General features: G+C 39.6%; 21 protein-coding genes. 16 read left to right on the top strand and 5 right to left on the bottom strand.

Features of this window, described 5'->3' with window-relative positions; translation table 11 throughout:
* Positions 1-502 precede the first annotated feature (502 nt).
* The 5 genes from ACFSTH_RS18475 (at position 503) to ACFSTH_RS18455 (ending at position 6,660) form a co-directional block, all read left to right on the top strand.
* Positions 503-1,195, top strand: a complete 693-nt coding sequence (locus ACFSTH_RS18475; protein ID WP_377773096.1) for a PadR family transcriptional regulator — start codon at positions 503-505, stop codon at positions 1,193-1,195.
* On the top strand, positions 1,192-3,000 hold the full coding sequence (locus ACFSTH_RS18470) for an ABC transporter ATP-binding protein (RefSeq protein WP_377773098.1): 1,809 nt from the start codon (positions 1,192-1,194) through the stop codon (positions 2,998-3,000). The genes ACFSTH_RS18475 and ACFSTH_RS18470 overlap by 4 nt, the downstream gene beginning before the upstream one ends.
* A complete protein-coding gene (locus ACFSTH_RS18465) occupies positions 2,981-4,864 on the top strand; it encodes an ABC transporter ATP-binding protein (RefSeq protein ID WP_377773100.1) in 1,884 nt (627 codons plus the stop codon). The genes ACFSTH_RS18470 and ACFSTH_RS18465 overlap by 20 nt, the downstream gene beginning before the upstream one ends.
* Before the next feature lie 361 nt (positions 4,865-5,225).
* On the top strand, positions 5,226-6,293 hold the full coding sequence (locus ACFSTH_RS18460) for a transposase (protein ID WP_377773102.1): 1,068 nt from the start codon (positions 5,226-5,228) through the stop codon (positions 6,291-6,293).
* Between the two features lie 226 nt (positions 6,294-6,519).
* Positions 6,520-6,660, top strand: a complete 141-nt coding sequence (locus tag ACFSTH_RS18455; protein ID WP_377773104.1) for a hypothetical protein — start codon at positions 6,520-6,522, stop codon at positions 6,658-6,660.
* On the opposite strand, the gene ACFSTH_RS18450 is transcribed toward ACFSTH_RS18455, so the two are convergent.
* The gene (locus ACFSTH_RS18450) at positions 6,653-7,654 is read right to left on the bottom strand and encodes an aldose 1-epimerase (protein WP_377773106.1); all 1,002 of its coding nucleotides are present in this window, start codon (positions 7,652-7,654) and stop codon (positions 6,653-6,655) included. The genes ACFSTH_RS18455 and ACFSTH_RS18450 overlap by 8 nt on opposite strands.
* Positions 7,655-7,928: 274 nt before the next feature.
* Between ACFSTH_RS18450 and ACFSTH_RS18445 the strand changes: the two genes are divergently transcribed.
* From ACFSTH_RS18445 to ACFSTH_RS18410, 8 genes are all read left to right on the top strand, one after another.
* The gene (locus tag ACFSTH_RS18445; RefSeq protein WP_377773108.1) at positions 7,929-8,798 is read left to right on the top strand and encodes a DUF2877 domain-containing protein; all 870 of its coding nucleotides are present in this window, start codon (positions 7,929-7,931) and stop codon (positions 8,796-8,798) included.
* 23 nt (positions 8,799-8,821) lie between these two features.
* A complete protein-coding gene (gene fdrA / locus ACFSTH_RS18440) occupies positions 8,822-10,384 on the top strand; it encodes an acyl-CoA synthetase FdrA (RefSeq protein WP_377773110.1) in 1,563 nt (520 codons plus the stop codon).
* The gene (locus ACFSTH_RS18435) at positions 10,377-11,807 is read left to right on the top strand and encodes a YlbE family protein (protein WP_377773112.1); all 1,431 of its coding nucleotides are present in this window, start codon (positions 10,377-10,379) and stop codon (positions 11,805-11,807) included. Before fdrA ends, ACFSTH_RS18435 begins: the two co-directional genes overlap by 8 nt.
* Before the next feature lie 21 nt (positions 11,808-11,828).
* Positions 11,829-12,779 carry a carbamate kinase family protein gene (locus ACFSTH_RS18430; RefSeq protein WP_377773114.1) on the top strand — a complete coding sequence of 317 codons (951 nt, stop codon included), beginning with the start codon at positions 11,829-11,831 and terminating at the stop codon, positions 12,777-12,779.
* Between the two features lie 81 nt (positions 12,780-12,860).
* Positions 12,861-14,399: a xanthine permease gene (locus ACFSTH_RS18425; RefSeq protein WP_377773116.1), complete on the top strand. Its 1,539-nt coding sequence runs from the start codon at positions 12,861-12,863 to the stop codon at positions 14,397-14,399.
* Between the two features lie 33 nt (positions 14,400-14,432).
* Complete coding sequence (locus tag ACFSTH_RS18420) at positions 14,433-15,596, top strand: ankyrin repeat domain-containing protein (RefSeq protein WP_377773118.1); 1,164 nt, start codon at positions 14,433-14,435, stop codon at positions 15,594-15,596.
* On the top strand, positions 15,589-16,848 hold the full coding sequence (locus ACFSTH_RS18415; protein ID WP_377773120.1) for a Zn-dependent hydrolase: 1,260 nt from the start codon (positions 15,589-15,591) through the stop codon (positions 16,846-16,848). The genes ACFSTH_RS18420 and ACFSTH_RS18415 overlap by 8 nt, the downstream gene beginning before the upstream one ends.
* Positions 16,849-16,934: 86 nt before the next feature.
* The gene (locus ACFSTH_RS18410) at positions 16,935-18,242 is read left to right on the top strand and encodes a uracil/xanthine transporter (protein ID WP_377773154.1); all 1,308 of its coding nucleotides are present in this window, start codon (positions 16,935-16,937) and stop codon (positions 18,240-18,242) included.
* 95 nt (positions 18,243-18,337) lie between these two features.
* Here the strand turns inward: ACFSTH_RS18410 and ACFSTH_RS18405 are convergent, their stop codons facing one another.
* Positions 18,338-18,682 carry a LytTR family transcriptional regulator DNA-binding domain-containing protein gene (locus ACFSTH_RS18405; RefSeq protein ID WP_377773122.1) on the bottom strand — a complete coding sequence of 115 codons (345 nt, stop codon included), beginning with the start codon at positions 18,680-18,682 and terminating at the stop codon, positions 18,338-18,340.
* 200 nt (positions 18,683-18,882) lie between these two features.
* Here ACFSTH_RS18405 and ACFSTH_RS18400 point away from each other — a divergent pair, with 200 nt between their 5' ends.
* Both ACFSTH_RS18400 and ACFSTH_RS18395 read left to right on the top strand, forming a co-directional pair.
* Complete coding sequence (locus tag ACFSTH_RS18400; protein WP_377773124.1) at positions 18,883-19,977, top strand: lactonase family protein; 1,095 nt, start codon at positions 18,883-18,885, stop codon at positions 19,975-19,977.
* Between the two features lie 38 nt (positions 19,978-20,015).
* On the top strand, positions 20,016-21,242 hold the full coding sequence (locus ACFSTH_RS18395) for an MFS transporter (protein WP_377773126.1): 1,227 nt from the start codon (positions 20,016-20,018) through the stop codon (positions 21,240-21,242).
* Positions 21,243-21,340: 98 nt separating this feature from the next.
* Here ACFSTH_RS18395 and ACFSTH_RS18390 read toward each other — a convergent pair whose 3' ends face one another.
* From ACFSTH_RS18390 to ACFSTH_RS18380, 3 genes are all read right to left on the bottom strand, one after another.
* Complete coding sequence (locus ACFSTH_RS18390; RefSeq protein WP_377773128.1) at positions 21,341-22,336, bottom strand: alpha/beta hydrolase; 996 nt, start codon at positions 22,334-22,336, stop codon at positions 21,341-21,343.
* A gap of 101 nt (positions 22,337-22,437) precedes the next feature.
* Positions 22,438-23,811: a sensor histidine kinase gene (locus tag ACFSTH_RS18385; protein WP_377773130.1), complete on the bottom strand. Its 1,374-nt coding sequence runs from the start codon at positions 23,809-23,811 to the stop codon at positions 22,438-22,440.
* On the bottom strand, positions 23,808-24,491 hold the full coding sequence (locus tag ACFSTH_RS18380; protein WP_377773132.1) for a response regulator transcription factor: 684 nt from the start codon (positions 24,489-24,491) through the stop codon (positions 23,808-23,810). Before ACFSTH_RS18380 ends, ACFSTH_RS18385 begins: the two co-directional genes overlap by 4 nt.
* A gap of 187 nt (positions 24,492-24,678) precedes the next feature.
* Here ACFSTH_RS18380 and ACFSTH_RS18375 point away from each other — a divergent pair, with 187 nt between their 5' ends.
* Positions 24,679-25,965 (top strand): MFS transporter, encoded by a 1,287-nt coding sequence (locus tag ACFSTH_RS18375; protein ID WP_377773134.1) that lies wholly within the window; start codon positions 24,679-24,681, stop codon positions 25,963-25,965.
* Positions 25,966-26,231: the final 266 nt, after the last annotated feature.

The raw sequence follows: 26,231 nt of genomic DNA, 5'->3' as shown, positions 1-26,231 counted from the left end.
TTTCTATCGTTGTTTAAGTAGGGTTCACAATCATCGTGACCTCACGCTTCACCATGCCAATCCCCATCAACTTGGTCCAGTCGGCCTTTGCATTGATGATCCCATCCAGATCCGTTGTATACCAATAGGTGCGTCTCTCCATGTGTCCATGCCCTTTTTCAAAGGTACTGTGATTGGGAATAGCCTCTCCTTCGGCGTCACTTAATGTCCCGGCTTGTTCCGCCAGGGCGAAATAGTGTTTAACCTGTTCCTTGGTTTCCTTTCAGCAATTTCACCATCGTTTGTGATATGGGTGGATTGTATGAATCGATCTGGTGAGTTCGCTCGCTTTTAGTAAAATAAAAAACATTTTGCTATCGATAGGTGAAAAATGATTGTTCAAATGCGATATATCGTATAGAATAATAATTAGAGATGATACGATATATCGTATCGTAATACATCAAATGCTTTAGCTAAGTGAAAAAGAATGGTAGATCGGCATTTTGAAGGGGGGACTGAGGTGGAACATCGTTGGTTGGAAGAGGAAAGATTGTTTGTTAATGTAGAAGCTGAGCAAGATGGTAGCGCTTCAGGGAAAAGATATTTTAGCCGTGGAGGTGTGAAGTTTGCCTTATTAAAGTTGTTAAGTAAGCAAGCGATGCACGGTTATCAAATGATGAAGGCGTTGGAAAAACAATCAGGGGGATTGTACAAACCAAGTGCTGGCACGATTTATCCCACATTACAGATGTTGCGTGATCAAGGTTATATCGTTTCTGCTAAGCAAGAGGATAAGCAAGTGTTTTCAATTACGGAGAGTGGCTTGGTACTGTTAGAGAAAAAGGGACACCATGCCAGAACGATAGAGCCTGGAGAAAATCAGGAGCAGCTAGATCAAGGTGTAGTTATCGTAGTGGATAGCGAACAAACTCAAACTGCGTTGGCTGGAAAAGATAGTGAACAGAAGCAAGAGGCGACACAGGAGAAAACTTCGGAGTCGTTGGGGCTAAAAGAACAAGTAGAACAAAAAGCAGAGGACGAACATCGCAAAGGACGCAGATTAACGCCAGTAGGACGTGAACTTATTCATTTGCTGCGAGCAGCGGAACGGTCAGCACTGAGTGATGGGGATAAAGCAGTTCAGTTTCGGTTTATATTGCATCAGTTGCGCAATTCCTTATATGAGCTCGTCGAAGGAGAAGGTGAGGAATGAACGAATCAATGAGGGGAAAGAGAGAACAAAAAGCAAAAGATACGAGTGGAAAATCGCCATCGATCTTGAAAAGTTTTGTACGAAATGTATGGCACGTATATGCGTTAGCGATCTTCTTTCATCTTATTGCCCATATGTTCAACGTGAATTTTCCGAACGTGCTTGGCAAGTTTACCGATCAGCTAAAAGATGGTCAATTAACGGGGCAACTTGTTTTGCAGTTTAGTTTGTTGTTACTGTTGATTGGCGTTGGTCACGTTGTATTTAATGGGCTAGGTATGTATTTGATTATGAAGGTTGGTCGTAAGTTTGAATTTATTACTCGGAGTCATTTGTTCCGCCATTTTACTAGTTTAAGTGAACGATTTTACTCCAACCATAGTGTTGGTAAGTTGTTAAGTTATTTTATGAATGATGTTACTGCTGTTCGTGAATCGATTTCGATAGCGGTCAATCAAGCAGCCAGTGCAATTATTTTACTCATTGCTGCGGTTTCCATGATGCTCGCTATAGGCATACCTTATTATTTAATTATTGCTTCTGTCGTACCACTTCTTTTAATTCCTCTTATCGTTACAACTGTAGGTCCGATCATCAAACAACGTTCTCGTAAAGTGCAAGAAGCACTTGGCGAGATGACTGAAACAGCAGAAGAACAATTCGGCGGTATCCGTGTTACAAAGAAGTTTGCAGTCGAGACCATTATGAATGAACGATTTGCACAAACAGTAGAACAAATAAAAGAGCAGCAACTTCGGCTAGTGCGAGTATCTTCTTTTTTTCAAGCGGTTATTCCTTTTTTAGGTACATTATCACTCGTCATTGCGCTTGCTTATGGTGGGTATTTGACGATGAACGGGACGCTTTCTCTAGGGAATTTTGTAGCACTTACTCTTTATATTCGAATGTTAATGAATCCACTACAGCAAATCGGTAACGTCATTAATACTATTCAGCGTTCGCGCGCGTCGTTGGAGCGGCTTAATGATTTACTATCGAAAACTTCTGAAATTGAACAATTGGAAGAACCGAAACAAGTTTCATTGGATCATGCTTCTATAGAAATGAAAAATTTGCAGTTTGCTTATCGGAAGAAAATGGCGCCGGTACTGGATAACGTCTCAATTACGATGAAACCTGGTATGACTGTTGGTATTGTTGGCAAAACGGGAAGTGGAAAAACAACGTTAATGAAGTTATTGTTACGTACTTACGATCCGCCGCCTAGAACGGTATTTATCGGTGGAGTAGACATTCGTGAACTATCGTTGGAGAATTTGCGAACCGGAATTGGTTATGTACCGCAAGACGGTTTTTTGTTTAGTACTACGTTGCGTGAAAATATTGCTTTTTCTGACCGTAAGTTACCACTTGAAAAAGTAGAGTCAGCAGCCCAGCAAGCACAAATTTATAAAAGTATAACTACTTTTCCTAAACAGTTCGATACGAGGTTAGGCGAGCGTGGATTAACGCTGTCTGGTGGGCAGCGGCAACGCACCAGTTTGGCGCGGGGTTTAATTACCGATGCTCCTATCCTTATACTAGATGATAGTGTCAGTGCTGTTGATGCTGTTACAGAAACAAAAATTATTGATTCAGTCAAACGAGCCCGCAAAGGAAAAACGACAATAATTGTTGCGCATCGGCTTAGTGCGGTAGAACATGCTGATCTGATTGTTGTATTAGATGAAGGTAAAATAGTTGCACAAGGAACGCACGAACAATTACTAGCAGCTGGCGGGCAATATGCTCGTATTTATGCGATTCAGAAAGAGGGTGATCCGGATGCACTCTCCGCACAATAACGGGCGAACTTCCAGTGAGAATATTGGAAAATCGACAGATAGGAACGATCAGCAAGATAGAAGAGGGGCAGAAGGAGGGAAACTACCTGTTGTTCCTGCTTTTAGAACGTTACTAAAGTATATGAAGCCGTTTCGTGTCACACTATTTATCGTATCAGTTAGTACGTTAATTGCTATTCTATCCGACTTATTGCAGCCTTATTTAATGAAAATAGCGATTGATGATAACTTGTTGTCTGATAAGCAAGATTTCAAACAGCTAATTTACATTTGTGCTATTTATTTTGGACTGTCATTATCGAGTTTTATATTTACCTACATTCAAAATAATTTATTACAATACATCGGGCAAAATATCGTAGCCAAAATTCGGAAAGAGTTGTTTGAACATATATCAAAGCTATCGATGCGTTATTTTGACCGTGTATCTAGCGGTAGTTTAATTACGAACGTCTCGAGTGATACGGAAGCATTGAACCAATTTTTTAATCAAGTGCTGTTAAGTTTGTTTCGGGATGGATTAATGCTTGTATTCATTTTAGTAATGATGTTTCAGTTGGATACAGAGTTAGCGTTATATTGTTTAGTATTGTTACCGATTATTTTTGTTATTGCCATTTTATTTCGTACGAAAATTAGAAAAGCATATCAAACGACGCGTGCGCGTCTTTCTCAAACAGTTGCTTTTGTCGCAGAAAATTTGAATGGTATGCAGTTAATTCAAGTATTCCATCAAGAGAAAGAACAACAAAAACAATTCGTGGAAAAAAATCAGTCCTACTATAATGCCAATTTACGTGAAATTAAATTAAATGTACTGTTCCGCAGTAGTTTTGAAATATTAGCCAATCTATCTATCGCTCTGGTGACGTGGTTGGGTGGAAAAGCGGTACTGGGAACAACGTTAGAATTTGGTGTGCTGTATGCTTTTATTACGTACATTCGTCAGTTTTTCCAGCCGATTAATACAATTACACAACAATGGAACACTTTTCAATCCGCATCTGTAGCATTGTCACGGATATGGTCCGTATTTGCGATTAAACCTGATGTGACGGATGAACTAGCACTAGACAGACAACGACAAGGAAAGAAATTACTTACCAAGGAACAAGTTGAAGGAAAAGTAGCTTTTCGTAATGTGACGTTTGCTTATAATGAAGGAGAAGCGGTGATCAAACAGCTTAGTTTGGCGATTACTCCTGGAGAAATGATCGGTGTCGTCGGAGCGACGGGAGCCGGTAAAAGTTCTTTGATTAGTTTGCTCTGTCGATTCTATGATGTGCAAATAGGTAGTGTCACCATTGATGATGTGGATGTTCGTCATATTCGGCAAGCAGATTTACATCGAATTGTCGGACTGGTTCAGCAGGAACCTTATCTGTATTCAGGCACGATTATTGATAATGTACGGATGTTTGACGAAACGATTTCGCGCGAAGCAGTCATAGAAGCTTGTCGCTTTGTTGGAGCTGAGGCGATTGTTGAGCGACTTGAAGATGGTTATGAGACGCAGTTATCGGAGCGAGGCAGCGGCTTATCGGCAGGAGAGCGACAACTTATTTCGTTTGCACGGATCATCGTGTTTCAACCGAAAATTTTAATATTAGATGAAGCGAGTGCAAATCTTGATTCAGAGACGGAACAACTTATTACACAAGCATTGGCTACCGTTTCGCAAAATAGGACAACAATCGTTATTGCCCACCGCTTATCTACAATCGTTCATGCCGACCGCATTATTGTAATGGAGGATGGACAAATCGTAGAAGCAGGTTCTCACCAACAGTTGCTAAAAGAAAAAGGTTACTATAATGATCTCTACACGTACGCTACTGCCCGGAAAGAACATGTGGTGATGTAAGAGGTTAGGTGACAGCCGTAAATCCGCTGAAATGGTAGATTTACGGCTTTTGTTATGCCTATTCATTAGCTGTATTGCATGTGCCACGTGTACTCCATATACTCCATGTATTTCATATTCTCCATGTCCCTCGTGTATTCTACTACACTTTTTTTAACACTAACCTATCCATTTCTATGCCTTTATTGCGTATCCCCATTGCTCAGTGAAAAATTTATATATAAATTTTTGGAATTTATACTCAAATATGTATTCGCTGAATTTATTTTAAATAAAGTTGACAAAAGAACATTTGTTCGCTATTATTAATGTAACAATAAGAACGTACGTTTCTTTTAATGTTATTCTGAAGGGGGAAAGAATGATGTTAATTCATGAAGATGATCTATTATCTACTCTTTTTCGTGTTCCATATATGAGACAGCGTTATAGAATATCCGACTATCCTAACATCAAAGATCTTCTTGCTAAGTGGCGTCAATTTTTAAAAAAATTTCCTGATGAGAACACTTGTTACAACTACTTCTTTCAATTAAAATGGCCTAACGGATTTCGATGTCCCCAATGTCATTTTCCTAACGCTAGTAAAATCACTTCCCGCAGACTTCCTATCTACCAATGTTATCAATGCCACCACCAAACGACATTAACAGCAGGTACTATCCTTGAACAAACACGATTGCCCCTACAAAAGTGGTTGGCTGCTTTCTTCTTCCTATCTTTAGATCAACTTGGCGTTAATGCTTTGCAGCTACACTTACTTCTACAAGTTACTTATAAAACAGCTTGGTCCATGCATCGTAAAATTCGCCAGCGAATAAGTCAAGCCGATTACTTCCATCCTGTGGGTGGTCATCCTACATCTATCTCTATTTCAAGTAGCATAAGTATCGACCTTACAAAGAAAGAAACCGACTCGACAGAACTAACAGAAGGAAACGAACCAACAAAAACAAACGAACTAACAGAATCACCAAAGGAAACTATTAACCGTGTAAGTACATGCGGGATAATGTTTGAGCGAGCTCCAGGTCATAAAGCTGTCATGATCGGTTTTGAAATAGCCGACGATCTTTATGATCCTGCATTAGAACAAATCAAAATAAAACTGATTCCTCAACAATATTTGATTAGTCGGGAAGATGGCAATAGTATATCATTCTCGTACATCGAATTATTTAAGGAACAGCATTTTGCTATCGAATCTACTGTAGTACCTGCTCCACGAATGCGTTATCGTAAAAAACGGGCAGTCCAACGGGTATTTGATCAGGTGGTGAAACGGCTTGTTCAAACATACGGTACAATCCGGAATAAATATTTGCAATATTACTATGATGAAATGTGTTTTTACTACCAAGCAGCTATTCAAAAAATAAACTTGTTTCAACGTTTGTCGCAACTTAGTATGGTTAATTATGTAGCATAATCGGTTACTATCCTACTAACTAACTAACTAACTAACTAACTTACTTACCTAATTACTTATTAACTACTAACTTACCTAATTACCTAACTACTTACTAATTACTTACTAATTACTTACTAATTACTTACTAATTACTTACTTAATTATTTTCTTGTTGAGGTGCTTACTTGCTGAGTGAGGGGGATACGGAATAAAAGAAGGAGAATAGAAGGGAGAGGGGAGCAGGTTGGAAAATATTCCAATTAGGGGGCTTGATTGGTTTGGGTTGGTGGGATTGTATTGTATTGTATTGTTAAAAAAAACGAGTAAGGACGCTGGGTTGAGTGAGCATCTCGTTACTCGTTTTGTTTGTGATGAAATTAAATAACATAAAAGCGGCTTGTTTCTTCCCAAATGCTTGCAGGTTCTAATGTTACTAGTCCCATTTTGTCAGTATCGAGAGCAACATTCGGTGCATTTACCAGATTGAGTTGTGGTTCTGGGCAGAAAAATCCAGGAGTGGCATTGTTGTTATAGATCATCCACTGTTTATAGGCTGTTCCTGCATCATATACGAGCGTCGTATTTGTCCGTGTGTCGGTCAATCTCATTTGATTACGCCCATTATGTGGTTCTGCTGAGTAATGATTATCCATTGCTGCAAAGAAAGGTGATACGCCATCTGTTTTCATTTGTTGTTCGGCAGCCGTTAGCGGTTGGGTTTGTCCAGTTGGTAGCATGCGCTCATTAAGTTCCCAACGTTTGCCGGCAGTAACCGTAAATTTGTAATCTTCGTGAGAGCTATTTGGATCGAATGGAGCATTGAGCGTCGTATGGAAGCCGATTAAACATGGCATAGCATTCGTACCAATGTTATGTACTTGTACATGCATTAACAATCCTTGTTCACTTAAAGTATAGCGAATTCGTATCGTAAAATGATGTGGTAAGTAAGAATAAATAGGATGATTCTCATCGATTGTAATTGATAGGACAGCGTAGCTTTCGGTTTTACTTGTACCTAAGTCTTCTACTATAAAGGTAGCATCGCTAAAAAATCCATGTAAATGATTGTGTGTTTTCTCTTCATTAACAGGGAAGGTGTAAGTGATACCATTCCATGTAAAGGTTCCGTCTTCGTAACGATTTGGTGGAAAGAGAAGTGGTACACCATGGAGTACTGGCCGTTGGCGAAAATCCTCCATTTCTTCGGCTGCTGGTTCACGTAAAAAAGAAATTTGCTTACTCGTATCTCGAAAAGCAATTAGGTTTGCTCCGATATTAGGCAATACTGCCGCTTCATAATTACCCCATGTTAGCCAAAGTGCTGGCTCATCATGAAATGGTTGTTCATAAGCTTGACCACTAGTTTGCTTACTCATTTCGATACCCTCCTGTATTTTAAACTCTCCATCATAGGATAACAGGACTGAGACAGACAGACAACCTGCTAAAAAAGAAAGCTTCCTTAAAGCAGCTTGATAAGTTAAATATATATGTCTTAGTTACAAGCTATATAAATGTTGAATATCAACTTTACCGCAATAGTGATGTTGAGCGCGCTTACAATTATGGTTGTGATTGATAGCACAATGTCTTTTGGGGCATAGTAAAGTAATGATTACTCTATTTTTCAACTGTAGCGAGGACCGTATTATGATACATGTAAAATCTGGAGATGCGCATTTTATCATGCGTATAAAAGAATCTGATTTCTATGGAGAAGTTCATAGTTTGTTTAAACGTACCATGAATATTCGCTGTTTGGACAGTGGAGTATTGTATACGGTTGCTTGTCGCGACCTTGATAATGCTCCAAATACTTTAATAGCGGATTTTACCAATATCCATGTTTTTGATATTAAGCTAAATATGCGTGTCTCTTCATCAATGCATCGGCTTTATATCGATGATCGGATGGTTCTTTCTGTAGAATTAACAGAGCAATGGGTATGTAAGCTACCCCAGTTTCCTGTTAACTATAGCAAGTTAAAGAAAAATATATCTGTAATGAAGAAATATATGCATGAATTTGGGCAACAAGGGAAACGTAAGAGAACTGAGCAACTTGATCATTCTTTTGAGAAAGAGGTTGCAAGATTATTGCAAGAGCGCTCTGTAGTATTTGTTCATGAATTGTATGCTGGTCGAGAAGAAAAAGCTGTTAATGCTGCGCAGCGTTTACTTGGATTAGGACCGGGACTAACCCCATCGGGTGATGATTTTTTAGTTGGGTTCTTTGGTGTCATCCATTTGCCAGGTGGTCCGCTTCATAGCCATACTACGCTCTGTTGTAAAATTCTTAACCAAGCAGCCCAATATACTAATGAGATTAGTTTAGCCGCACTACAGCAAGCCGCAAATGGGCGAGTGAGAGAATGTATTGTTACGTTAATCGATGATCTGGCTTATGGTACATCGGAGCAAGTATTGACTAGTCTTTTTGATGTATTACGTATTGGATCTTCCTCAGGTATGGATATCGCAATGGGAATTTACTCGGGAATGCAGCTTTGTTGCAAGTAAGTATTAGGGAGGTAAATAGATCGATGTCAATTAAAGTAGTAATTAAGTCTAACACCTATTTCGATTCTGTTTCACTGATGTCTTTGTCTACAAAAGCAAACCAAATTGAAGGTGTGGAGCAAGCGGTTATTGCAATGGGGACAGAAATGAATAAAGAAGTTTTACAAAATGTTGGATTACTAACAGCAGAATTGGAACAAGCGAAGTCAAGTGATTTAATGATTGTTATTAAAGCGGCGACTGATGATATTAGTGAGGCGGCTTATGAAAGTGTAGAACAGTTATTTACTAAAAAAAATAACGGCAAACAGGGGACCGGTGAAGTTGTTTATGCGACGATTGATTCCGCTGCGAAAAGTAATTCGAATGCTAACCTTGCCGTTATTTCAGTAAATGGTAAGTTTGCCGCTAGAGAAGCAAGAAAAGCATTAGAAAATGATCTACACGTTATGATGTTTAGCGATAACGTCAGTATTGAAGATGAGTACGAGTTGAAAACATTTGCTCATGAAAAAGGATTGCTGATGATGGGACCAGATTGTGGAACTGCTATCATCAGTAATGTAGGATTGTGCTTTGCAAATAAAGTAAGAAAAGGAAGTATAGGAATCGTCGCTGCTTCAGGAACTGGGAGTCAAGAGGTAAGCGTTCGTATTCATGATTTTGGTGGTGGAATTACACAGCTGATAGGTACGGGCGGTCGAGATTTAAGTGAACAAATTGGCGGCATCATGATGCTGGATGGCATGAGAGCACTAGATGCTGATGAAGAAACTAAAGTGATCGTGTTAGTATCTAAGCCACCTGCGCCTAGTGTCGAACAAAAGGTGCTTGCTGAAATTAAAAAGTGCAGTAAGCCTGTAGTCGTTTATTTCATTGGCGGATCCGAGGAAGCAGTTAAGGCTGCTGGAGGACATTTCGCTAAAACGACAAAAGAAGCGGCGCTTCAAGCAGTTTTGCTTGAAGGAGCAGATGAAAGCAAAATTAATAAACGCGCATTGAATTTACCTCTAATTGCAGAAGTAAAAAGCAAACTAAAACCAGAGCAAAAGTATATTCGTGGTTTGTTCTGTGGAGGTACACTTTGTGATGAATCGATGTATCTAGCAATGGAAAAATACGATGATGTATATAGCAATATTCCGAAAAATCCTGAATTCAGGCTAAAAGATTTAGGTGTCAGTCAAGCACATACGTTCATTGATTTTGGTAATGATGAATTTACAAATGGAAGGCCTCACCCGATGATAGATCCATCGCTTAGAATCGAAAGATTCGAACAAGAAGCGAAAGATCCAGAAGTTGGAGTTATTCTGTTAGATTTTATTCTTGGTTTCGGAGCACATGAAGATCCAGTAGGTGTTATGCTACCGTCCATTATTAAGGCTAAACAAGAAGCTGAGCAGGCGGGTCGACATCTTGAAATATTAGGTTATATACTCGGAACTGAATTAGACAGACCAACGCTTGAAAGCCAAGTAAACAAATTGTTATCAGCTGGAGTCACTCATGCGAGCAGCAGTACGAATGCAGGTTTGTTGGCTAGAGGATTTGTCGAGAAAGAAGGTGCAGCAAAGCATGAGTAATATTAATACGTTATTTAAAAATGATCTTCATGTTATTAATGTTGGAATTGAAATGTTCAAAGACGATATTATAGCTCAAAATGCTAAAGTAACACATTTGGAGTGGAAACCTCCAGGAGGCGGTAAACCGGAAATAATAGCAGCTCTTGACAAGCTTTCGAGACCAGAGATTGAAGCGAAGATCGAAGAAGCTAATAAAATTGCATTCGAGAGAATAATTAATTCCAGACCACTATTGATTGGATATGATCAAGCAATCAATGTAGTACCAGGTATGACCAAGAAGACTATCCTACATGCAGGACCGCCAATTACGTGGGAACGTATGAACGGACCAATGAAAGGTGCCGTGACAGGTGCTATTGTTTTTGAAGGATTGGCTAAAGATTTGCAGGAAGCAGAACAACTAGCAGCTTCAGGTGAAATTACTTTCTCGCCATGTCACGAGCACAGTTGTGTTGGGTCAATGGCTGGTGTCACCTCTGCATCCATGTTTATGCATGTTGTGGAGAACAAAACATACGGCAATAAAGCTTACACAAACTTAAGTGAACAATTATCAAAAATTTTGCGGATGGGCGCAAATGATGAAACGGTTATTGCTCGTTTGAACTGGATGCGAGATGTATTCGGTCCAATTTTAAGAGATGCGATGAAGCTTACAAAAGATGGTATTGATTTGCGTTGGATGCTTTCACAAGCAATACACATGGGCGATGAATGTCATAATCGTAACAATGCAGGTACAAGCTTGCTGATCCAAGCGCTATCACCATATATTTTGGAAACAGATTATACGATTAAACAAAAGCGTGAAGTGTTGGATTTCGTGGCGAGCAGTGACTATTTCTCAGGTCCAACTTGGATGGTAATGTGTAAAGCGGCACTTGATGCAGCGCATGGTGTTCCGAACAGTACAATTGTAACTACTATGGCACGTAATGGAGTAGATTTCGGTATTCGTGTTAGTGATTTGGCAGGCAACACTTGGTTTACTGGACCAGCACAAAAAGTTATAGGACCAATGTTTGCAGGCTACAAACCAGAAGATTCTGGTCTTGATATCGGAGATAGTGCGATTACAGAAACTTATGGCATCGGTGGTTTTGCCATGGCAGCTGCACCAGCCATTGTTGCACTTGTCGGTGGAACGGTAGACGAAGCTATTGGCTTTACGACGAAGATGGGAGAAATTACGACGGGTGAAAATCCAAATGTAACGATTCCTTTACTAGATTTCCGCGGCATTGCATCGGGAATTGACGTTCGCAAAGTGATACAAACGGGAATTCTGCCTATTATCAATACGGCAATAGCTCATAAGGATGCTGGAATTGGAATGATCGGTGCGGGTATTACTTATCCTCCGATGGAAGCATTCGAAAAAGCATTGTTAGCTTTGAGCGAAAGTATTAACATCTAATTGGAACGGGGAGGAGTTACCTTGGATAAGCTTGTTGTAGTTGCGATTGGCGGTAACTCGCTTGTTAAGGATTCTGGAAAGGAATCAGTTCAAGAGCAATATGAAGCAGTATGCAAAATTGCTTCTAATATTGCCGATTTAATTGAGTCAGGTTATAGAGTTGTGGTTACACACGGCAACGGCCCACAAGTAGGAATTACACTTCGTAGGTGTGAAATTGCTAATGAAGTAGAGAACTTGCCATTAGTTCCACTTGCCAATTGTGTTGCAGATACGCAAGGTGGAATCGGGTACCAAATTGGGCAAGCATTGACGAATGAGTTTCTTATTCGAAAAATGGATAACCAAGTCGCAACCATTATTACTCAAGTAGAAGTGAAAAGCGACGATCCCAACTTTGAAAATCCATCTAAACCAGTAGGATCATTTTATACAGCTGAGCAAGCTACTGAGTTGAAGGAAAAAAATCCGAACTGGGTCATCATCGAAGATTCTGGTCGTGGCTATCGTCGAGTTGTACCATCTCCAGAACCGATTGATATTGTGGAAAAAGATGCGATCCGTTCCTTGATCGATGCCGGCTTTGTTGTTATTGCTGTAGGCGGGGGCGGTATCCCTGTCGTCAAAGCAGATAATGGTACTTATTCTGGAATTGACGCAGTGATTGACAAGGATTTTGCAACTAGCCTTCTGGCAGATCAAATTCAAGCACAAGCATTGATTATGACGACAGGGGTGCCTCAAGTATTCATAAACTTCGGCAAACCGAATCAACAAGCGTTAGAAACAATAGGCATATCGGAGACAAAACAGTACATGGAAGAAAATCAATTTCCTAAAGGAAGCATGCTTCCTAAAATAGAAGCAAGCTTAAAGTTCTTAGAGAACAGCGGTAACAAAGTTATCATTACGAATCCAGAGAGCTTGAAAGATGCGATTAACAATAAGGCAGGAACACATATTGTGAAGTAAACTTTTCGGTGGTTCACCTTGTTTTGATGAGGAGGACCACTACGAAATCTATGTTAATAATTCCAATTTTGGGGTGAAGAAATGGATCAATCACTAGGTAGAATGCTTTGGAGAAGAGGAGATTGGGCGGCATATTTTGGTTTATTAGCCAACAACTTAACAAACCTGTTGACCTTGTCATCTCTTTTATTGTTTGTAGTTGGCTTTCCAAAAGAGATGGTATATGGTAGAATAATTCCCGCATTTGGATTATCTATTTTTCTTGCCAGTGTATGTTATTTTTTCTTTGCAATCCAGCTTGCGAAGAAAACAGGTAGAAGCGATGTAACCGCACTTCCTTCGGGACCAAGTGCACCATCCATATTTACAGTTACCTTTCTTGTTATATTACCAGTTTTTCAACAAACTCAAAATGCGGAGTTTGCATTTCAAATTGCATTAGTTTGGTGTTTGTTTGAAGCAACAATTCTTATTGTAGGTGCATTTTTGGGCGATCTTATTCGTCGAATTGTCCCAAGAACAGTACTCTTGTCTACATTGGGCGGTTTAGGGCTATTGCTGCTTGCCATGAACCCGATGCTACAATCTTTTGAAACACCAGTTGTTGCTTTCGTTGTTTTAATCTTGATTTTTATTAACTGGTTTGGTAAATCACCAATCTTCAAAAAAATCCCGACTGGATTTCTTCTGCTCTTAGCTGGTACAGCTTTAGCGTGGATATTTGGTTTACAAAGCCCAGATGCTGTAGCTGCAGCGTTAAGTACACTTGGTTTTAATCCTCCAGAAGTTCATATTACTAGCTTGATTCAAGGAATTCCGCATTCGTTGCCATACCTTGCTTCAGCTGTTCCGTTAGGACTTGCTAATTATGTGTTTGACCTAGAGAACATCGAAGCCGCTGATGCAGCGGGTGATAAGTATAATACTCGTAATGTAATGCTTGCTAATGGAGTTTCTTCCAGTATTGGTGCTTTTTTTGGAAATCCATATCCAGTTACGGTTTATATCGGGCATACTGGCTGGAAATCAATGGGTGCAGGAATCGGTTACTCCATCGCTACAGGTATTTCCATGCTTGTCATTGCCTTTTTTGGACTCGGTGCCTTGTTACTTTCGATTATACCAGTCGTTGCGATTGTGCCAATACTCGTCTACGTCGGTATAGTTTCTGCTAATCAGGTCGTCAGGGAAACAACCAAAAGTGAAGTGCCAGTTATCTTCGTAGCGATGTTCCCTTGGATAGCCAACTGGGGATTAACGATGGTCAACAATATTTTTAGTGCTGCTGGCACAAGTCCAGCAGGCGTTGGAATTGATGTCCTTCTCTCGAAAGGTGTTTACTATAATGGATTGTTCCACTTAGGAAACGGTGCACCGTTAAGTAGTTTGTTATGGGGGATGTTAGCGATATTTGCCATACAGGACAAACCGCTGAATGGGGCAATTACTGCTAGTCTAGCCTCTGTACTTTCCTTGTTTGGTATAATTCATTCTGGCAAAGTTGGATTTGCACATCCAGATTTATTACCGTTCGTGTGGGCTTATCTAATGGTTGCAGCCATATACTTGTATAAGTATTTGATGGATCGCAGAAATCCTCAGCTATTAGAGGAAGCGTGATAAAATTAATTTTTGAAAGGTGTGTCCATCAACATGGAGCAACAGTTAAGTCAAAATCTTATTCAAGCAACTGAACAAGGTGATCTAGATGCGGTTGAGCAACTTCTGAAAGACGGAGCTAGCATTGATTATAAAGATGAGCTTGGTCGTACAGCTCTTATGGTCGCGGTTCAAAAAAATAATATTCCAGTTGCGAAACGTTTAATAGATGCTGGTAGTAATGTTAACGAGCGAGATATTACGATGTTAACCCCGTATTTATGTGCGGGAGCTAATGGGTTTCATGAAATATTGAAACTGACTATTGCAAACGGTGCTGATCTTAAAATGGTTAATCGTTTTGGAGGAACGGCGTTGTTACCGTCTAGTGAAAAGGGTTATTTAAGAACGGTGCGAATATGTCTAGACAACGGAATTGCAGTTAATCATGCGAATGATCTTGGATGGTCAGCATTGCTCGAATCGGTCATCCTTGGTAACGGTGGTCGATTGTATTCCGATATTATTGAACTACTTGTTGAAGCGGGAGCAGATCCGAATCTGCAGGACCGTGATGGAAAATCTTCGTTGGAACATGCACAATCGCTTGGTCAGACGGAAGTCATCAAGATTTTGAATAAAGAAAATAGACAGCAACATAAAGCGATCTTGCAGGTTAAGTTGTTGATCAAGTCAGATAAGTATGAAGAAGCACTCAACATTGTAGATGAGGCACTCGTTAAAGATAGTGAACTAGCTGATTTACTTTATTATAAAGCCTACTTCTTAGGTGAATTGAAACGATATGAAGAAGCGCTTGAACAATATCGCAAAGGACTTGCACTGAATCCGAACGATCTCGATTTTTATTTTTATACAGCGAATACTTTACGGATGATGAAAAAGCCTGAAGAGGCGCTTGCTGAATACGATAAAGCAGTCGAGCTTGATCCAGAAGAGACCTTTTATAGATACCATAAATCAAATTATTTAAGGGAACTAGGAAGACATGAGGCTGCAGTTGCTGAAATGGACATCCTGCTAGGACAGCAGCCACATCGTTACGATTTCTCCTTCCATAAAGCTAATAGTTTGCGTTCCCTTGGTAGACATCAAGAAGCGATTGAAGCAATTGAGAATGCAATTAAGCACGATCCGACCAATGCCCTGTACCAAAAACATAAAGCTCAATCCCAGGAGCTGTTAGCTAATGAATAAAGCAAATAAGATGAACGTTAACAGGTTGTTAGCAACGTTATCTCATATTAATCAATACGGAGCTAATCAGCATGGGAAAGGAATTACGAGGTTAGCTTATACTCCACTATATGAGGAAGCATTACGTGATTTCATTGGTTTGTGTGAGGCGGAGAAGATGACAGTTCGGGTGGATGCATTTGGCAATATGATTGCTAGGCGAGAAGGTACAAATCCCAAACTTCCCGTTGTGGCTCTCGGTTCACATATGGATACCGTTATTCAAGGGGGAGAGTATGACGGTACGTTAGGCGTAGTTGCAGCATTGGAAGTAATTAGAAGCTTGAACGAAGAGGAAATTGAAACGATCCATCCCATAGAGTTGATTGTATTCGCTTGTGAAGAATCTGCACGTTTTGGTGCCTCGACTCTTGGAAGTAAGGCAATGACGGGTCTGCTTGACACTTACTCTGTATCTAATCTAAGAGATAAGAATGGTATTACCATTCAACAAGCTTTTCAAGATTATTCATTAGATTTCCAAAAAATTGATAAAGTCATTAGAAAACGAGAGGAGTTCAAGGTTTTCCTTGAGCTCCATATTGAGCAAGGGCCTATACTGGAAATGCAACGAAAGAAAATCGGCATTGTGACTGGTATAGCATCTCCTACTCGCATCGAAGTACGTATACAAGGTAAAGCTTCACATTCCGGAACAACACCTATGAATGATAGACAAGACGCTCTCGTTGCGGCTGCTGAAATTATTTTAGAAGTTGAGCATGCAGCAAAGGAAGAATCTGCATTCGGCACAGTTGGAACTGTTGGAGTATGTATGGTGCAACCCGGGGCAATGAATGTCATTCCTGACTCGGTCCATCTTCAATTGGAAGTACGTGGTACTTCGGAGCAATCGAAAAATAACGTGCTCGATTCCCTTTTTCGATTGTTTCGCGAATTGGAAGAGCGGCGCGGTGTCGTTATAAATCCTTCCGTAATCATTGTGGAGCGTCCGGTTCTCCTTTCTAAGGAAGTTGTAAACATGTTAACGGATTGTTCAAACACATTAGACTTGAGCTACATCCATATGACAAGCGGTGCTGGTCATGATGCGATGAGCATGGGGCACCTATGCCCAACAGGATTAATCTTTATACCCTGCAGGGAAGGCTTAAGCCATCACCCTGATGAATATGCATCGGCAGAGGATATAGAAGCAGGGTTACAATTGTTGAAAGAAGCGACCTTACGCTTCGCTATTTCTACTACATAGCAAAAGCCGAGCGATATTTGGGTGTTGCACCTGAATTTTGCTCGTTTTTTTTATATTTTATGAAAAGAGGATTGGATTTGGATAAGGTGACATCTTGGAAAACAGCAATAGCTTCTATGCAATGGTTATTTTTTATATTTGCGAATACGATAGTCGTTCCTATATCAATTGGAGGAGCGTTCGATCTGCCAGGAGAAATGATTACAGGAATAATACGGAGCTCGCTTATATTTACGGGGATTGCTTGTATGATTCAAGCGCTCATAGGGCATCGTTTTCCTATAATGGAAGGTCATTCAGGAGTCATGTGGGCGCTTGTCTTGAATTTATGTGCAACAGCTTCTACGATGGGAATTAGCTTATCGACGGTTGGTGGGGGAATTGCAACAGGTTTACTGCTTGCGGGAGGCGTTGTTGTTATTTTGAGCAAATTTAATTTACTAGCCTTTTTGCATAAAATATTTACACCAATGGTTATGAGTTGTTTTTTATTTTTACTTACTTTTCAACTTGTTCTTATCTTTTTTAAAGGAATGTTTAAAGTTGGTGTAGATGGAACGTTACTATTACCACAGTCACTCTTTTCAATAGCTATTGCTGTACTTGTTTTTTTAGTGAAAGTAAAAGGCAAAGGAACAGTTGGTAATTACTCGTTATTGATCGGGATGGCAACAGGCTGGATTGCATATTTGCTCTTATTTCCATCGGAACAACAAGCGAATGATACACAATCGTTATTATCTATTCCTATATTTCCTCTTGGTGAGCCTAACCTTCATATGGGTATTATTATCGTTACGTTTTTAGCAAGTTTAATCAATTTAAGCAATACATTAGCTTCCATTCATTCGATAGCAGATATGTTACAAGAACGGGTAACGCAAGCTCGTATTAATCGTTCCTTTATGACGACGGGATTTTTTACAATTGTTTCAGCAGTATTTGGATTAGTACCGTTTGCACCATTTGCTTCTTCGTTAGGCTTTTTGGAAAGTACGCAAAATTATAGTAAAAAGCCGCTCGTTTGGGCTGGGGCAACGATGGCAGTGCTCGGCATTATCCCGATGATGGGCAACTTGATGGCTACATTGCCAGTTACTGTTGGTAACGCGGTACTATTTATTATGTATTTGCAACTATTGGGAACTAGTTTCCGAAGTTTGAATGGTTATCAATTTAACTCTGTAACAATTCACAGGCTAGCTATCCCGATATTAACCGGGCTCGGAGTGATGAGTTTGGACGCAAGTATATTTAGTAATTTTCCCGTGTTGATCCAACCAATATTAACGAACGGCTTTATGATAGGTATATCAATATCGCTCGTGCTTGAAAACTGTATAGAGTGGGAAGAAAAGTCTCCATCTACCACAGTTTGGGATGAAGTAGACTGACAATAAAAAGCAATTAGATAATTAAGCAAAAAGCTCACTCTACCTGCATCAAAAAGGATACGGTAGAGTGAGTATTTCGTTAAGACTGAAATGGATTAGCGAGCGATAGACATGTGATTATCAAATAGTTGCTTGATTACTGATTGTTTGCGCCGATTAACGTTAATCCGTTTCGTTTTAGGAATATCAGTGCCGAAATAGATGGTACCGCTTGCTACAGTCTTAATTTTACTCAGATTGACATAACAAGTAGAACTAATTTTGAAGAAGTTAGGATTGGATATATACTGCTGTAGTAAGTTGCTGGAAACTCGCTTCTTTATGTTGTAGTTGTTTCCATGAAAGCTGACTAAACTTTGTGTTCCGATCTTAAAAAATAAAATGTCTTGTTCGAGATTAAAGTCTTCGTACATATTCCGTTGTTGCAAAGCCTCATTCATCCTCTAAGTACCCCCTTAGATATGTGAAGTATAAGGTGACAGCGCTTTCATTATAACATGTAAGAAATACAAATGTACAGTTGTTTTATAAATATTTCTGTTTTCAGTGAGGTGTAATACTTTAACAAAATCATTGTTCCTTTGGCGTAGCTATGTTATGTTCAAGTTATTCATAAAAATATAGGTGGGAGGAAGAAAAGATGCAAAATATGGAGCAGAACGACGACGCAGTAAATTCAAAGTTTTATGTTGGATCGTATGGGGAGCAAGGGGAAGCTACCGTCCATTTATGCGAAATCAATACTAGTACAGGGGAAATTAAGAAATTACAAGCTTTTAGAGGAGTAGCGCAGGCTTCTTATTTAAGTTTAAATGAGGAGAAAACAAAGCTGTATGCGGTGCAAGAGACAGCGGAGACAGCAGGAGAGCCGGGAGGTTCAGCAGTTTCGTTGGAACTAGATACTAATGGTCAACTTGTCTCGGTTACTAGTCAGTCACTGACACATGGCGATCATCCGTGCTACATATATTTTTGGGAAGAGCAGCAAGTAGCAATCGTAGCGAATTATTCTGGGGGAAATGTGGCAGTGTTGCCGGTGGATAGCAAAGGTTATTTAATGCCAGCTTCTGCAATAGTTAAAAATGGTGATACTGGTACTAAAGTTAATGAAGAGCGACAACAAGGCGCATATGCGCATAGTATTATTCCAATTCCTGATACTACTTTTGTAGCAGTAGCTGATTTGGGGATGGATGCTATTATTATTTATCAATTAGATGGTGCAACGAAACAGTTAAGCCGACATTCCGTTTGTTCTTTGCATGCTGGAGCTGGACCGAGACATATTGTCTTTCATCCACAATTGGCAGTTGCATACGTTATTAATGAGCTGGATTCTACTGTTTCTGTTTTGCAAGTGAATAAAGAGCAAGGGACGGTTACGGTCGTTCAAACTATATCGGCTCTACCTGAAGGTTTCAATGCATATAACGATGCTGCCGATATACATATAACAAAAGACGGACGATTTTTATATAGTTCCAATCGTGGGCATAATAGTATCGCTGCATTTGCTGTTGATGCTGAAACAGGACAATTAACAGCGGTTCAACATGTTCCAAGTGGTGGCGAGCTACCACGTAATTTTGCTATCGTACCGGGCGAGAAGTATGTACTAGTAGCTAATATGAAATCAGGACTAATCGTTGTGTTTACAAGAGATGAAGTAACAGGATTATTAACGAAAACAGACAATAACTTAGAAATAACAAGTCCGGTTTGTATTCGATTCTAACAGTGACTTAGACAAGAGGAAAGGCAAGGGTACAAATAATGGGGTCTCAATTAAAAGGCACACCCGCACAACAGACAGCGAAGCAAGCGACGGTTTATTTTATACTGTTCGCCATTAGTTCCGTTCACTTACTAAATGATGCGATGCAATCGGTTGTTGTCGCATTGTTTCCTATATTTGAAGAGTCATTACATTTAAGTTATACCCAAGTGGGCTGGATTGCGTTTACACTAAACATGACATCTTCTGTCATGCAGCCCTTTGTTGGATTAGTTTCTGACAAAAAGCCAATGCCATGGTTGTTACCGATCGGAATGTTTTGTAGTTTACTCGGAATGGCCGGGTTATCTGTAGCGCCTAATTTTGGATTATTGCTATTATCAGTTGTATTTATTGGGCTTGGTTCGGCGGTCTTTCATCCGGAAGGTTCGCATGTTGTCCACTTGGCAGCTGGCAATCGACGAGCGTTTTCGCAATCGATTTACCAAGTCGGTGGTAACTTTGGGCAAGCACTCGCTCCACTGATGACGATCTATATTTTTATTCCACTAGGTCAACGTGGTGCAGCATGGGGAATGTTAATAGCTGCGCTGGCGATTGCAATTTTATTCAAAATCGTACCATGGTATGCTACACAGTTAGCAGCTCAAGGGGCAGCAGCACGTCAATCAAAGGGAAAGGCAGCGGCAGTTCGCAAACCATTACATAGTCGTAATACAGTTATTTTTGCGCTTACGATTTTGTTTATCGTTGTCTTTGCTCGTTCCTGGTATTCGGCGGCGATTACAAGTTTTTATCAATTTTTTGCGCGACAAAACTATGATCTTACGATCAGAGAAGCGCAAATTCCGTTATTTTTATTTATGATCGCTGGAGTTATCGGTACTTTCTTTGGTGGAGTGATGGCAGATCGGATTGGTCGTAGAACGATGATGCTTATCTCCATTGTTGGAGCAGCACCATTTGCGCTATTATTACCACATGTTTCGCTTGGTTGGATGTATGCCATTATTGCCGTTTTAGGTTTCGTTCTTCAATCTGGCTTTGCGGTTAGTGTTGTTTATGCACAAGAATTAATGCCGGGTAAAGTTGGGACAGCGTCAGGTTTAATAACAGGGTTAGCCTTTGGAATGGGAGCATTAGGCTCGGTCGTGCTCGGTAATTTGGCTGATGCACACGGGATGGCGTATGTTATGATCGGCTGTAGTTTCTTACCACTTATCGGTTTATTGTCCTTTTTATTGCCGAAGGATCAACGTGAATAATAGATTATGACGAAAATAGAGCATCATCCGCATAGGTAATTTATTAGACCTACTCGATGATGCTCTTATTATTTGTTTCTTTAAACTGGTGGAGTTTATTATTGCGCTAGGTTTTGACTTTGATTATTGTTTTGTTTTTGCTGTTTTACTTGTTCTAAATATTGCCGTGTCGCATCTGCTATTTCTTTTGATTTCGTATGATGCAAATAATGACTGCCATCCAGCGGAATGACTTTGCCATACTGACTTTGCTTCGCTTGTTCCTCATGTAGTTCTAACCAGTTAGGCACACCAGCTCCAAATTGTTGGATGAATAATAGTAGCGGCAGTTGCTCAGGAAACGTAAGGGACTGTGCTGCTTTAAAATTTTCGGAAAGTAATTTCAATTCATTTAATGTCGTTTTGTTCATACTATTTTTGTTGCTAAATAACGTTAGCTGTTCTACTGTATGTTCCTTATATCCGAATGCGGTGTAAGGACTGGAACTGAAATTGGACATAAATCGTAGTAACCCCGATTGTTTTGCAAATGCAAAAGTACGAAGCGGTAATTTCGCATCCATTCCACTTTGGTGAGGGACACTTGTATCAACACCGATGAAGGCTGTTACTTGCTCGGGATATTGGTTGGTATATTCTAAGGCGTAAATTCCAGCAATGGAATGCCCCATTAATATAAATTCGTCCACGTTCACATGCTCCAGCGCTGTATGAATTTCCTTCACGATGTTAGAAGTAGTACGTTCCGTGTTCGTTGTATCGCTCCAGCCATATCCGAACGGTTCGACGACCACCACTTTATAATCTGTGACTAGTTCATCGATAAGTAATTCAAAATCTAACGTAGGGGAAGCTGTTCCTTGACCAGGTATTAATACGATTGTTTCAGCACCCTCACCTTTGATCGTCACGTTCATTTGCTTACCATCTACCGGAACTAGTTGCCCATAGGGTTCTATTTTTTTTAGATCCGTTTTATTTAAAATAAGATTAGAAACAAATGTAAAAGCGAAAAATAACCCGACAAGCGCTACGACAATGCCAAAAATTTTTAATAAAGTATGCCGGATTTTTTTTGATTTATTTTTCTTCACAAGCTCACTCCTATACTATTGTTACTCGCTGTAGATAGCAGTATAACAAACGAATATAGACTGATCATGACATGAATATGAACGCAATATGAACGGAATCACTAGGTCGTTGTTTGCTGTAAAGGTAAGATGACGGTCATCGTTGTTCCTTTTCCGAGCGTACTTGTCGTGTGTAGCTGCCCATGATGTAGCGAAATAATTTGTTTTACAATAGCTAGTCCCAAGCCGCTTCCTTCATATTGTTGTTGCGAACGAGAAGTATCCGCTCTAAAAAAACGATCGAACATTTGCGCTTGATCTTTTTCAGCAATGCCGATTCCTTCATCTCGGATCGTAACGATAAGTTGCTCATCTGTTTGCTGTAAGTGGATAGTAATGGTGCAAGTCGGTGGAGAAAATTTTATACTATTGCCGATAATGTTTGTCCAAACTTGATACAATTGCTCCGGATTAGCTTCTATTTGTAGTGGCGGGAGCTGTAGTTCGAAATGAATTTGCTTTTTGACCCATTGCTGCTCCATGGAAATAATGACTTGCCTTATTTGTTCATCTACATAAAAAGTTTGTAATTGTTGCGCAGTAGTAACCGTTTCTAACATGCTCAGTTGCAACAAATTTTTGCTGAGTGAAGATAACCGTTTTGCTTCGCTATTAATAATATCTAAATAATGATGTTGTTTCTCGATTGGAATATCTTTCTTTTTGAGTGCGATCGCATAACCAGAAATAGTGGTTAACGGTGATTGTATTTCATGGGATACGTTAGCTACAAAGTTTTTGCGCAGCTGCTCAATTTGTTGCAAATCATGCGACATGCTTTCGAAGCTTCGAGCTAGTGTACCTATTTCACCCGATTGTTTAATGTTTAATTTTACATCAAATTGTCCCTGCGCAATATGTTCGGTTGCTTTGGTCAAATGTTTAATTGGTCTAATGAGAAAAATAGTGGCAATCAGAATCGCTAAACTACTAGCTAGCAAGGAATAGGTTAGAAAAATAAAGATCCATTTTTTTATAAATGGAGCATTCGGTGGTGATAATGGTTCAATAAACATAGCTGTTGTATTTCCATCCATCGATAATGGCATACCGAAGAGAACAGTAGTTAGACCAGTCGGATTTACTTGCACCGTTTGACCAGATAATACGGTTGTAATTTGTGCATCAGAAATGTTAACCGATGGTTGCTCCAGATCAGGTAAGCCATAAGAAGCTAATTGTTTGGTAGCATCAAATATTGTAATCCGATAAGTGTGTAATTGCTGCATATTGCTAATATATTGTTCGGCTTCTTGAGTAGGTAAATATTGATAGATGAGGGCGATATCTTGTCCGAAATTTTGTAGTGGCAGGAGCATATTTTCATTCAGTTGATGTCGATATATATTAGTTGTGATCATAAAGGAAACGGTAATTCCGCCGACAACAGCCGCTATAAAAATTATTACAATTCTAACATATAAGGAACGGATCATTGGTCTACCTCAAGCCGGTAGCCTAAACCTCGGATCGTCTCAATGTGAATCGATATTGGCGTTTTTGTTGTAGCAAATCGTTCTCGTAATCGTTTAATATGCACATCAATTGTTCGCTCGTCTCCATCAAAATCAAAACCCCAAACTTGCTCAATCAGTTGATCTCGAGTAAACACTTGACCCGGCTGACTAGCTAATTTGTATAATAGTTCAAACTGTTTAAGTGGTAAGCTGAATGCCTCATTATCTACCGTAACTTTGTAAGTTTGTCGATTTAATGTAACATTGCCAAGTATAATCGTTTGGGTGGTATCTATTCGATATCGCTTTAGTAATGATTTGACACGAACGGTTAGCTCTAATGGATCAAATGGTTTTGTCATATAATCATCGGTTCCAAGTTCGAATCCTTTTACTTTTTCCCAAGTTTCTCCTCGAGCACTCAACATCAATAGTGGTAAATGTTGATTTAATTTCCGTAGCTGTTTACATAGTGCCCAGCCATCGATGACCGGCATCATGATATCTAAGACGACAATATCTATCTGATGTGTCTCATATAGTTGTAGGGCTTCAGCACCATCGGCTGCTTCTAATGTTTCATACCCTTCATTTTGTAAAAATAAACAAACTAACTCGCGAATATGTTGATCATCATCTGCAACTAATGCGGTTATCATTCCCATCACTCTCCTTGCTATATTCATCTTAGTTGTAAAAGAAATGGTTACCAAAAGTTAAATATCATTCTCTAGACCGATCACTTTCATTCTCCATTCGTTTATGATAACAAAGGTTTGTTTTGGCTGGCTAGTCTTTTTATGATTTAAGCAATCTAAAGGTATGGATTTTGGAGGGGGAAAGCAATTGACGAATCAACAAATATCGAGCAATCGATTAGATGAAAAAGAGCATGCAAAAGTAGAAAAGAGTAATGATGTACGGGATCTATTTAAAAATAAATTTTTTCAAACAATTTTAGTGTCCAATGTGCTACTGCAAATTGGAATATGGGTCCGTAATTTTGCTCTATTAATGTTTGTCACTGATCAAACGAATAATGATCCATTTGCTGTTGGACTGATGGGTTTTGTCGAGTTTTTACCCATATTTATATTTTCTTTTATCGGCGGTACCTTTGCTGATCGCTGGAAACCACGCTTAACGATGATTCGTTGTGATTATTTATCAGCTGTATCCGTACTTGTCGTTTTAATTACACTAAAACTAGGCTCATGGCATATGGTCTATCTTGCAACGTTTTTATCTGCTATTTTGTCGCAGTTTTCACAGCCATCAGCAATGAAATTGTTCAAACAACATATTAAACCAGCGCAGCTACAACAAGCGATGGCATTTTTTCAATCGTTAATGGCTATTTTTATGGTCGTTGGACCTTCTTTGGGAGTAATAACTTATCAACGGTTTGGGATCGAAATTTCCATCGGAGTGATGGGTGTTGCCTTTTTATTATCTGCTATCGTTCTTTACCGTATTCCGAAAGATAAGGAAGTTAAACAAGAGAAGCCAACTAAAGGGCAATTTTGGTCAGAGCTGTCGGCTGGATTTCAGTATGTATGGCGTAGTCCAATGCTCAAATCGTTAGGTGGCGCATTTGCTCTAGCAGGAATTGCTGTAGGAATTGTGCAAACATTAAGCATATTTGTTGTAATGGAGCGATTAGAACAGCCCAAACAATTTTTGCAATATATGCTGATGGTAAACGGAGTAGCGATGTTAGTCGGCGGGGCGTTAGTAATGACGCTAGCGAAAAAAGTTTCGCCACAAAAGTTGCTAGCTCTAGGCATGCTTATTAGTTCCTTAACGATGATTGGAATTGGCTGGTCAACGAGTGTACCACTAACGCTTGCCTTACAGTTTATTAGCGGATTAGGATTTCCTTGTATTCAAATTGGAATCAGCACTTTGATTCTACAATCAACGGAAGAGAAATACGTTGGTCGAGTTAACGGTGTCCTATCTCCGATGTTTGTCGGGATGATGGTCATTATGACATTAGTAGCAGGACAGCTAAAAGTATACTTCCCACTCGTATCCATTTATTCGATCGCCGGGATAATGATGTTTGCGGGGATGAGTCTTATTGTTCCGCTGTTTAAATATCGCCCAAGTGTAATGATGGAACAAAGATAATTAACGCAGAAATCAAAAAAGCACCAACCAATATTTTGGTTGGTGCTTTTTTGTATGTATTAGTGATGCGGATGGTTAAGTAGTGTGTGCTACGATTCTACAGTACTCTACAATCCCAGTGTATTTAATTGCTTTAATGCGTATACCTTTCGCTCAGCATTCCTGTAGAGCGTTAAATTTAGACTTTGTAATTAATGAAGCATCCCTATAGGATAGAGATAGGCCGGACCAAGGCACTATTCTATCTTAGGAGATGCTCTACTATG

It is taken from the genome of Paenibacillus yanchengensis, assembly GCF_042684845.1.
Classification (GTDB): Bacteria; Bacillota; Bacilli; order Paenibacillales; family Paenibacillaceae; genus Pristimantibacillus; species Pristimantibacillus yanchengensis.
This window is presented reverse-complemented; position numbering and strand designations above follow the sequence as displayed.

Coding starts and splice junctions, on each gene's coding strand:
- ACFSTH_RS18385 (WP_377773130.1), bottom strand. CDS start 23,811: ATGATCCGTTCCTTATATGTTAGAATTGTAATAATTTTTATAGCGGCT.
- ACFSTH_RS18415 (WP_377773120.1), top strand. CDS start 15,589: ATGAATAAAGCAAATAAGATGAACGTTAACAGGTTGTTAGCAACGTTA.
- ACFSTH_RS18445 (WP_377773108.1), top strand. CDS start 7,929: ATGATACATGTAAAATCTGGAGATGCGCATTTTATCATGCGTATAAAA.
- ACFSTH_RS18395 (WP_377773126.1), top strand. CDS start 20,016: ATGGGGTCTCAATTAAAAGGCACACCCGCACAACAGACAGCGAAGCAA.
- ACFSTH_RS18425 (WP_377773116.1), top strand. CDS start 12,861: ATGGATCAATCACTAGGTAGAATGCTTTGGAGAAGAGGAGATTGGGCG.
- ACFSTH_RS18460 (WP_377773102.1), top strand. CDS start 5,226: ATGATGTTAATTCATGAAGATGATCTATTATCTACTCTTTTTCGTGTT.
- ACFSTH_RS18380 (WP_377773132.1), bottom strand. CDS start 24,491: ATGATAACCGCATTAGTTGCAGATGATGATCAACATATTCGCGAGTTA.
- ACFSTH_RS18450 (WP_377773106.1), bottom strand. CDS start 7,654: ATGAGTAAGCAAACTAGTGGTCAAGCTTATGAACAACCATTTCATGAT.
- ACFSTH_RS18470 (WP_377773098.1), top strand. CDS start 1,192: ATGAACGAATCAATGAGGGGAAAGAGAGAACAAAAAGCAAAAGATACG.
- ACFSTH_RS18405 (WP_377773122.1), bottom strand. CDS start 18,682: ATGAATGAGGCTTTGCAACAACGGAATATGTACGAAGACTTTAATCTC.
- ACFSTH_RS18435 (WP_377773112.1), top strand. CDS start 10,377: ATGAGTAATATTAATACGTTATTTAAAAATGATCTTCATGTTATTAAT.
- fdrA (WP_377773110.1), top strand. CDS start 8,822: ATGTCAATTAAAGTAGTAATTAAGTCTAACACCTATTTCGATTCTGTT.
- ACFSTH_RS18465 (WP_377773100.1), top strand. CDS start 2,981: ATGCACTCTCCGCACAATAACGGGCGAACTTCCAGTGAGAATATTGGA.
- ACFSTH_RS18420 (WP_377773118.1), top strand. CDS start 14,433: ATGGAGCAACAGTTAAGTCAAAATCTTATTCAAGCAACTGAACAAGGT.
- ACFSTH_RS18400 (WP_377773124.1), top strand. CDS start 18,883: ATGCAAAATATGGAGCAGAACGACGACGCAGTAAATTCAAAGTTTTAT.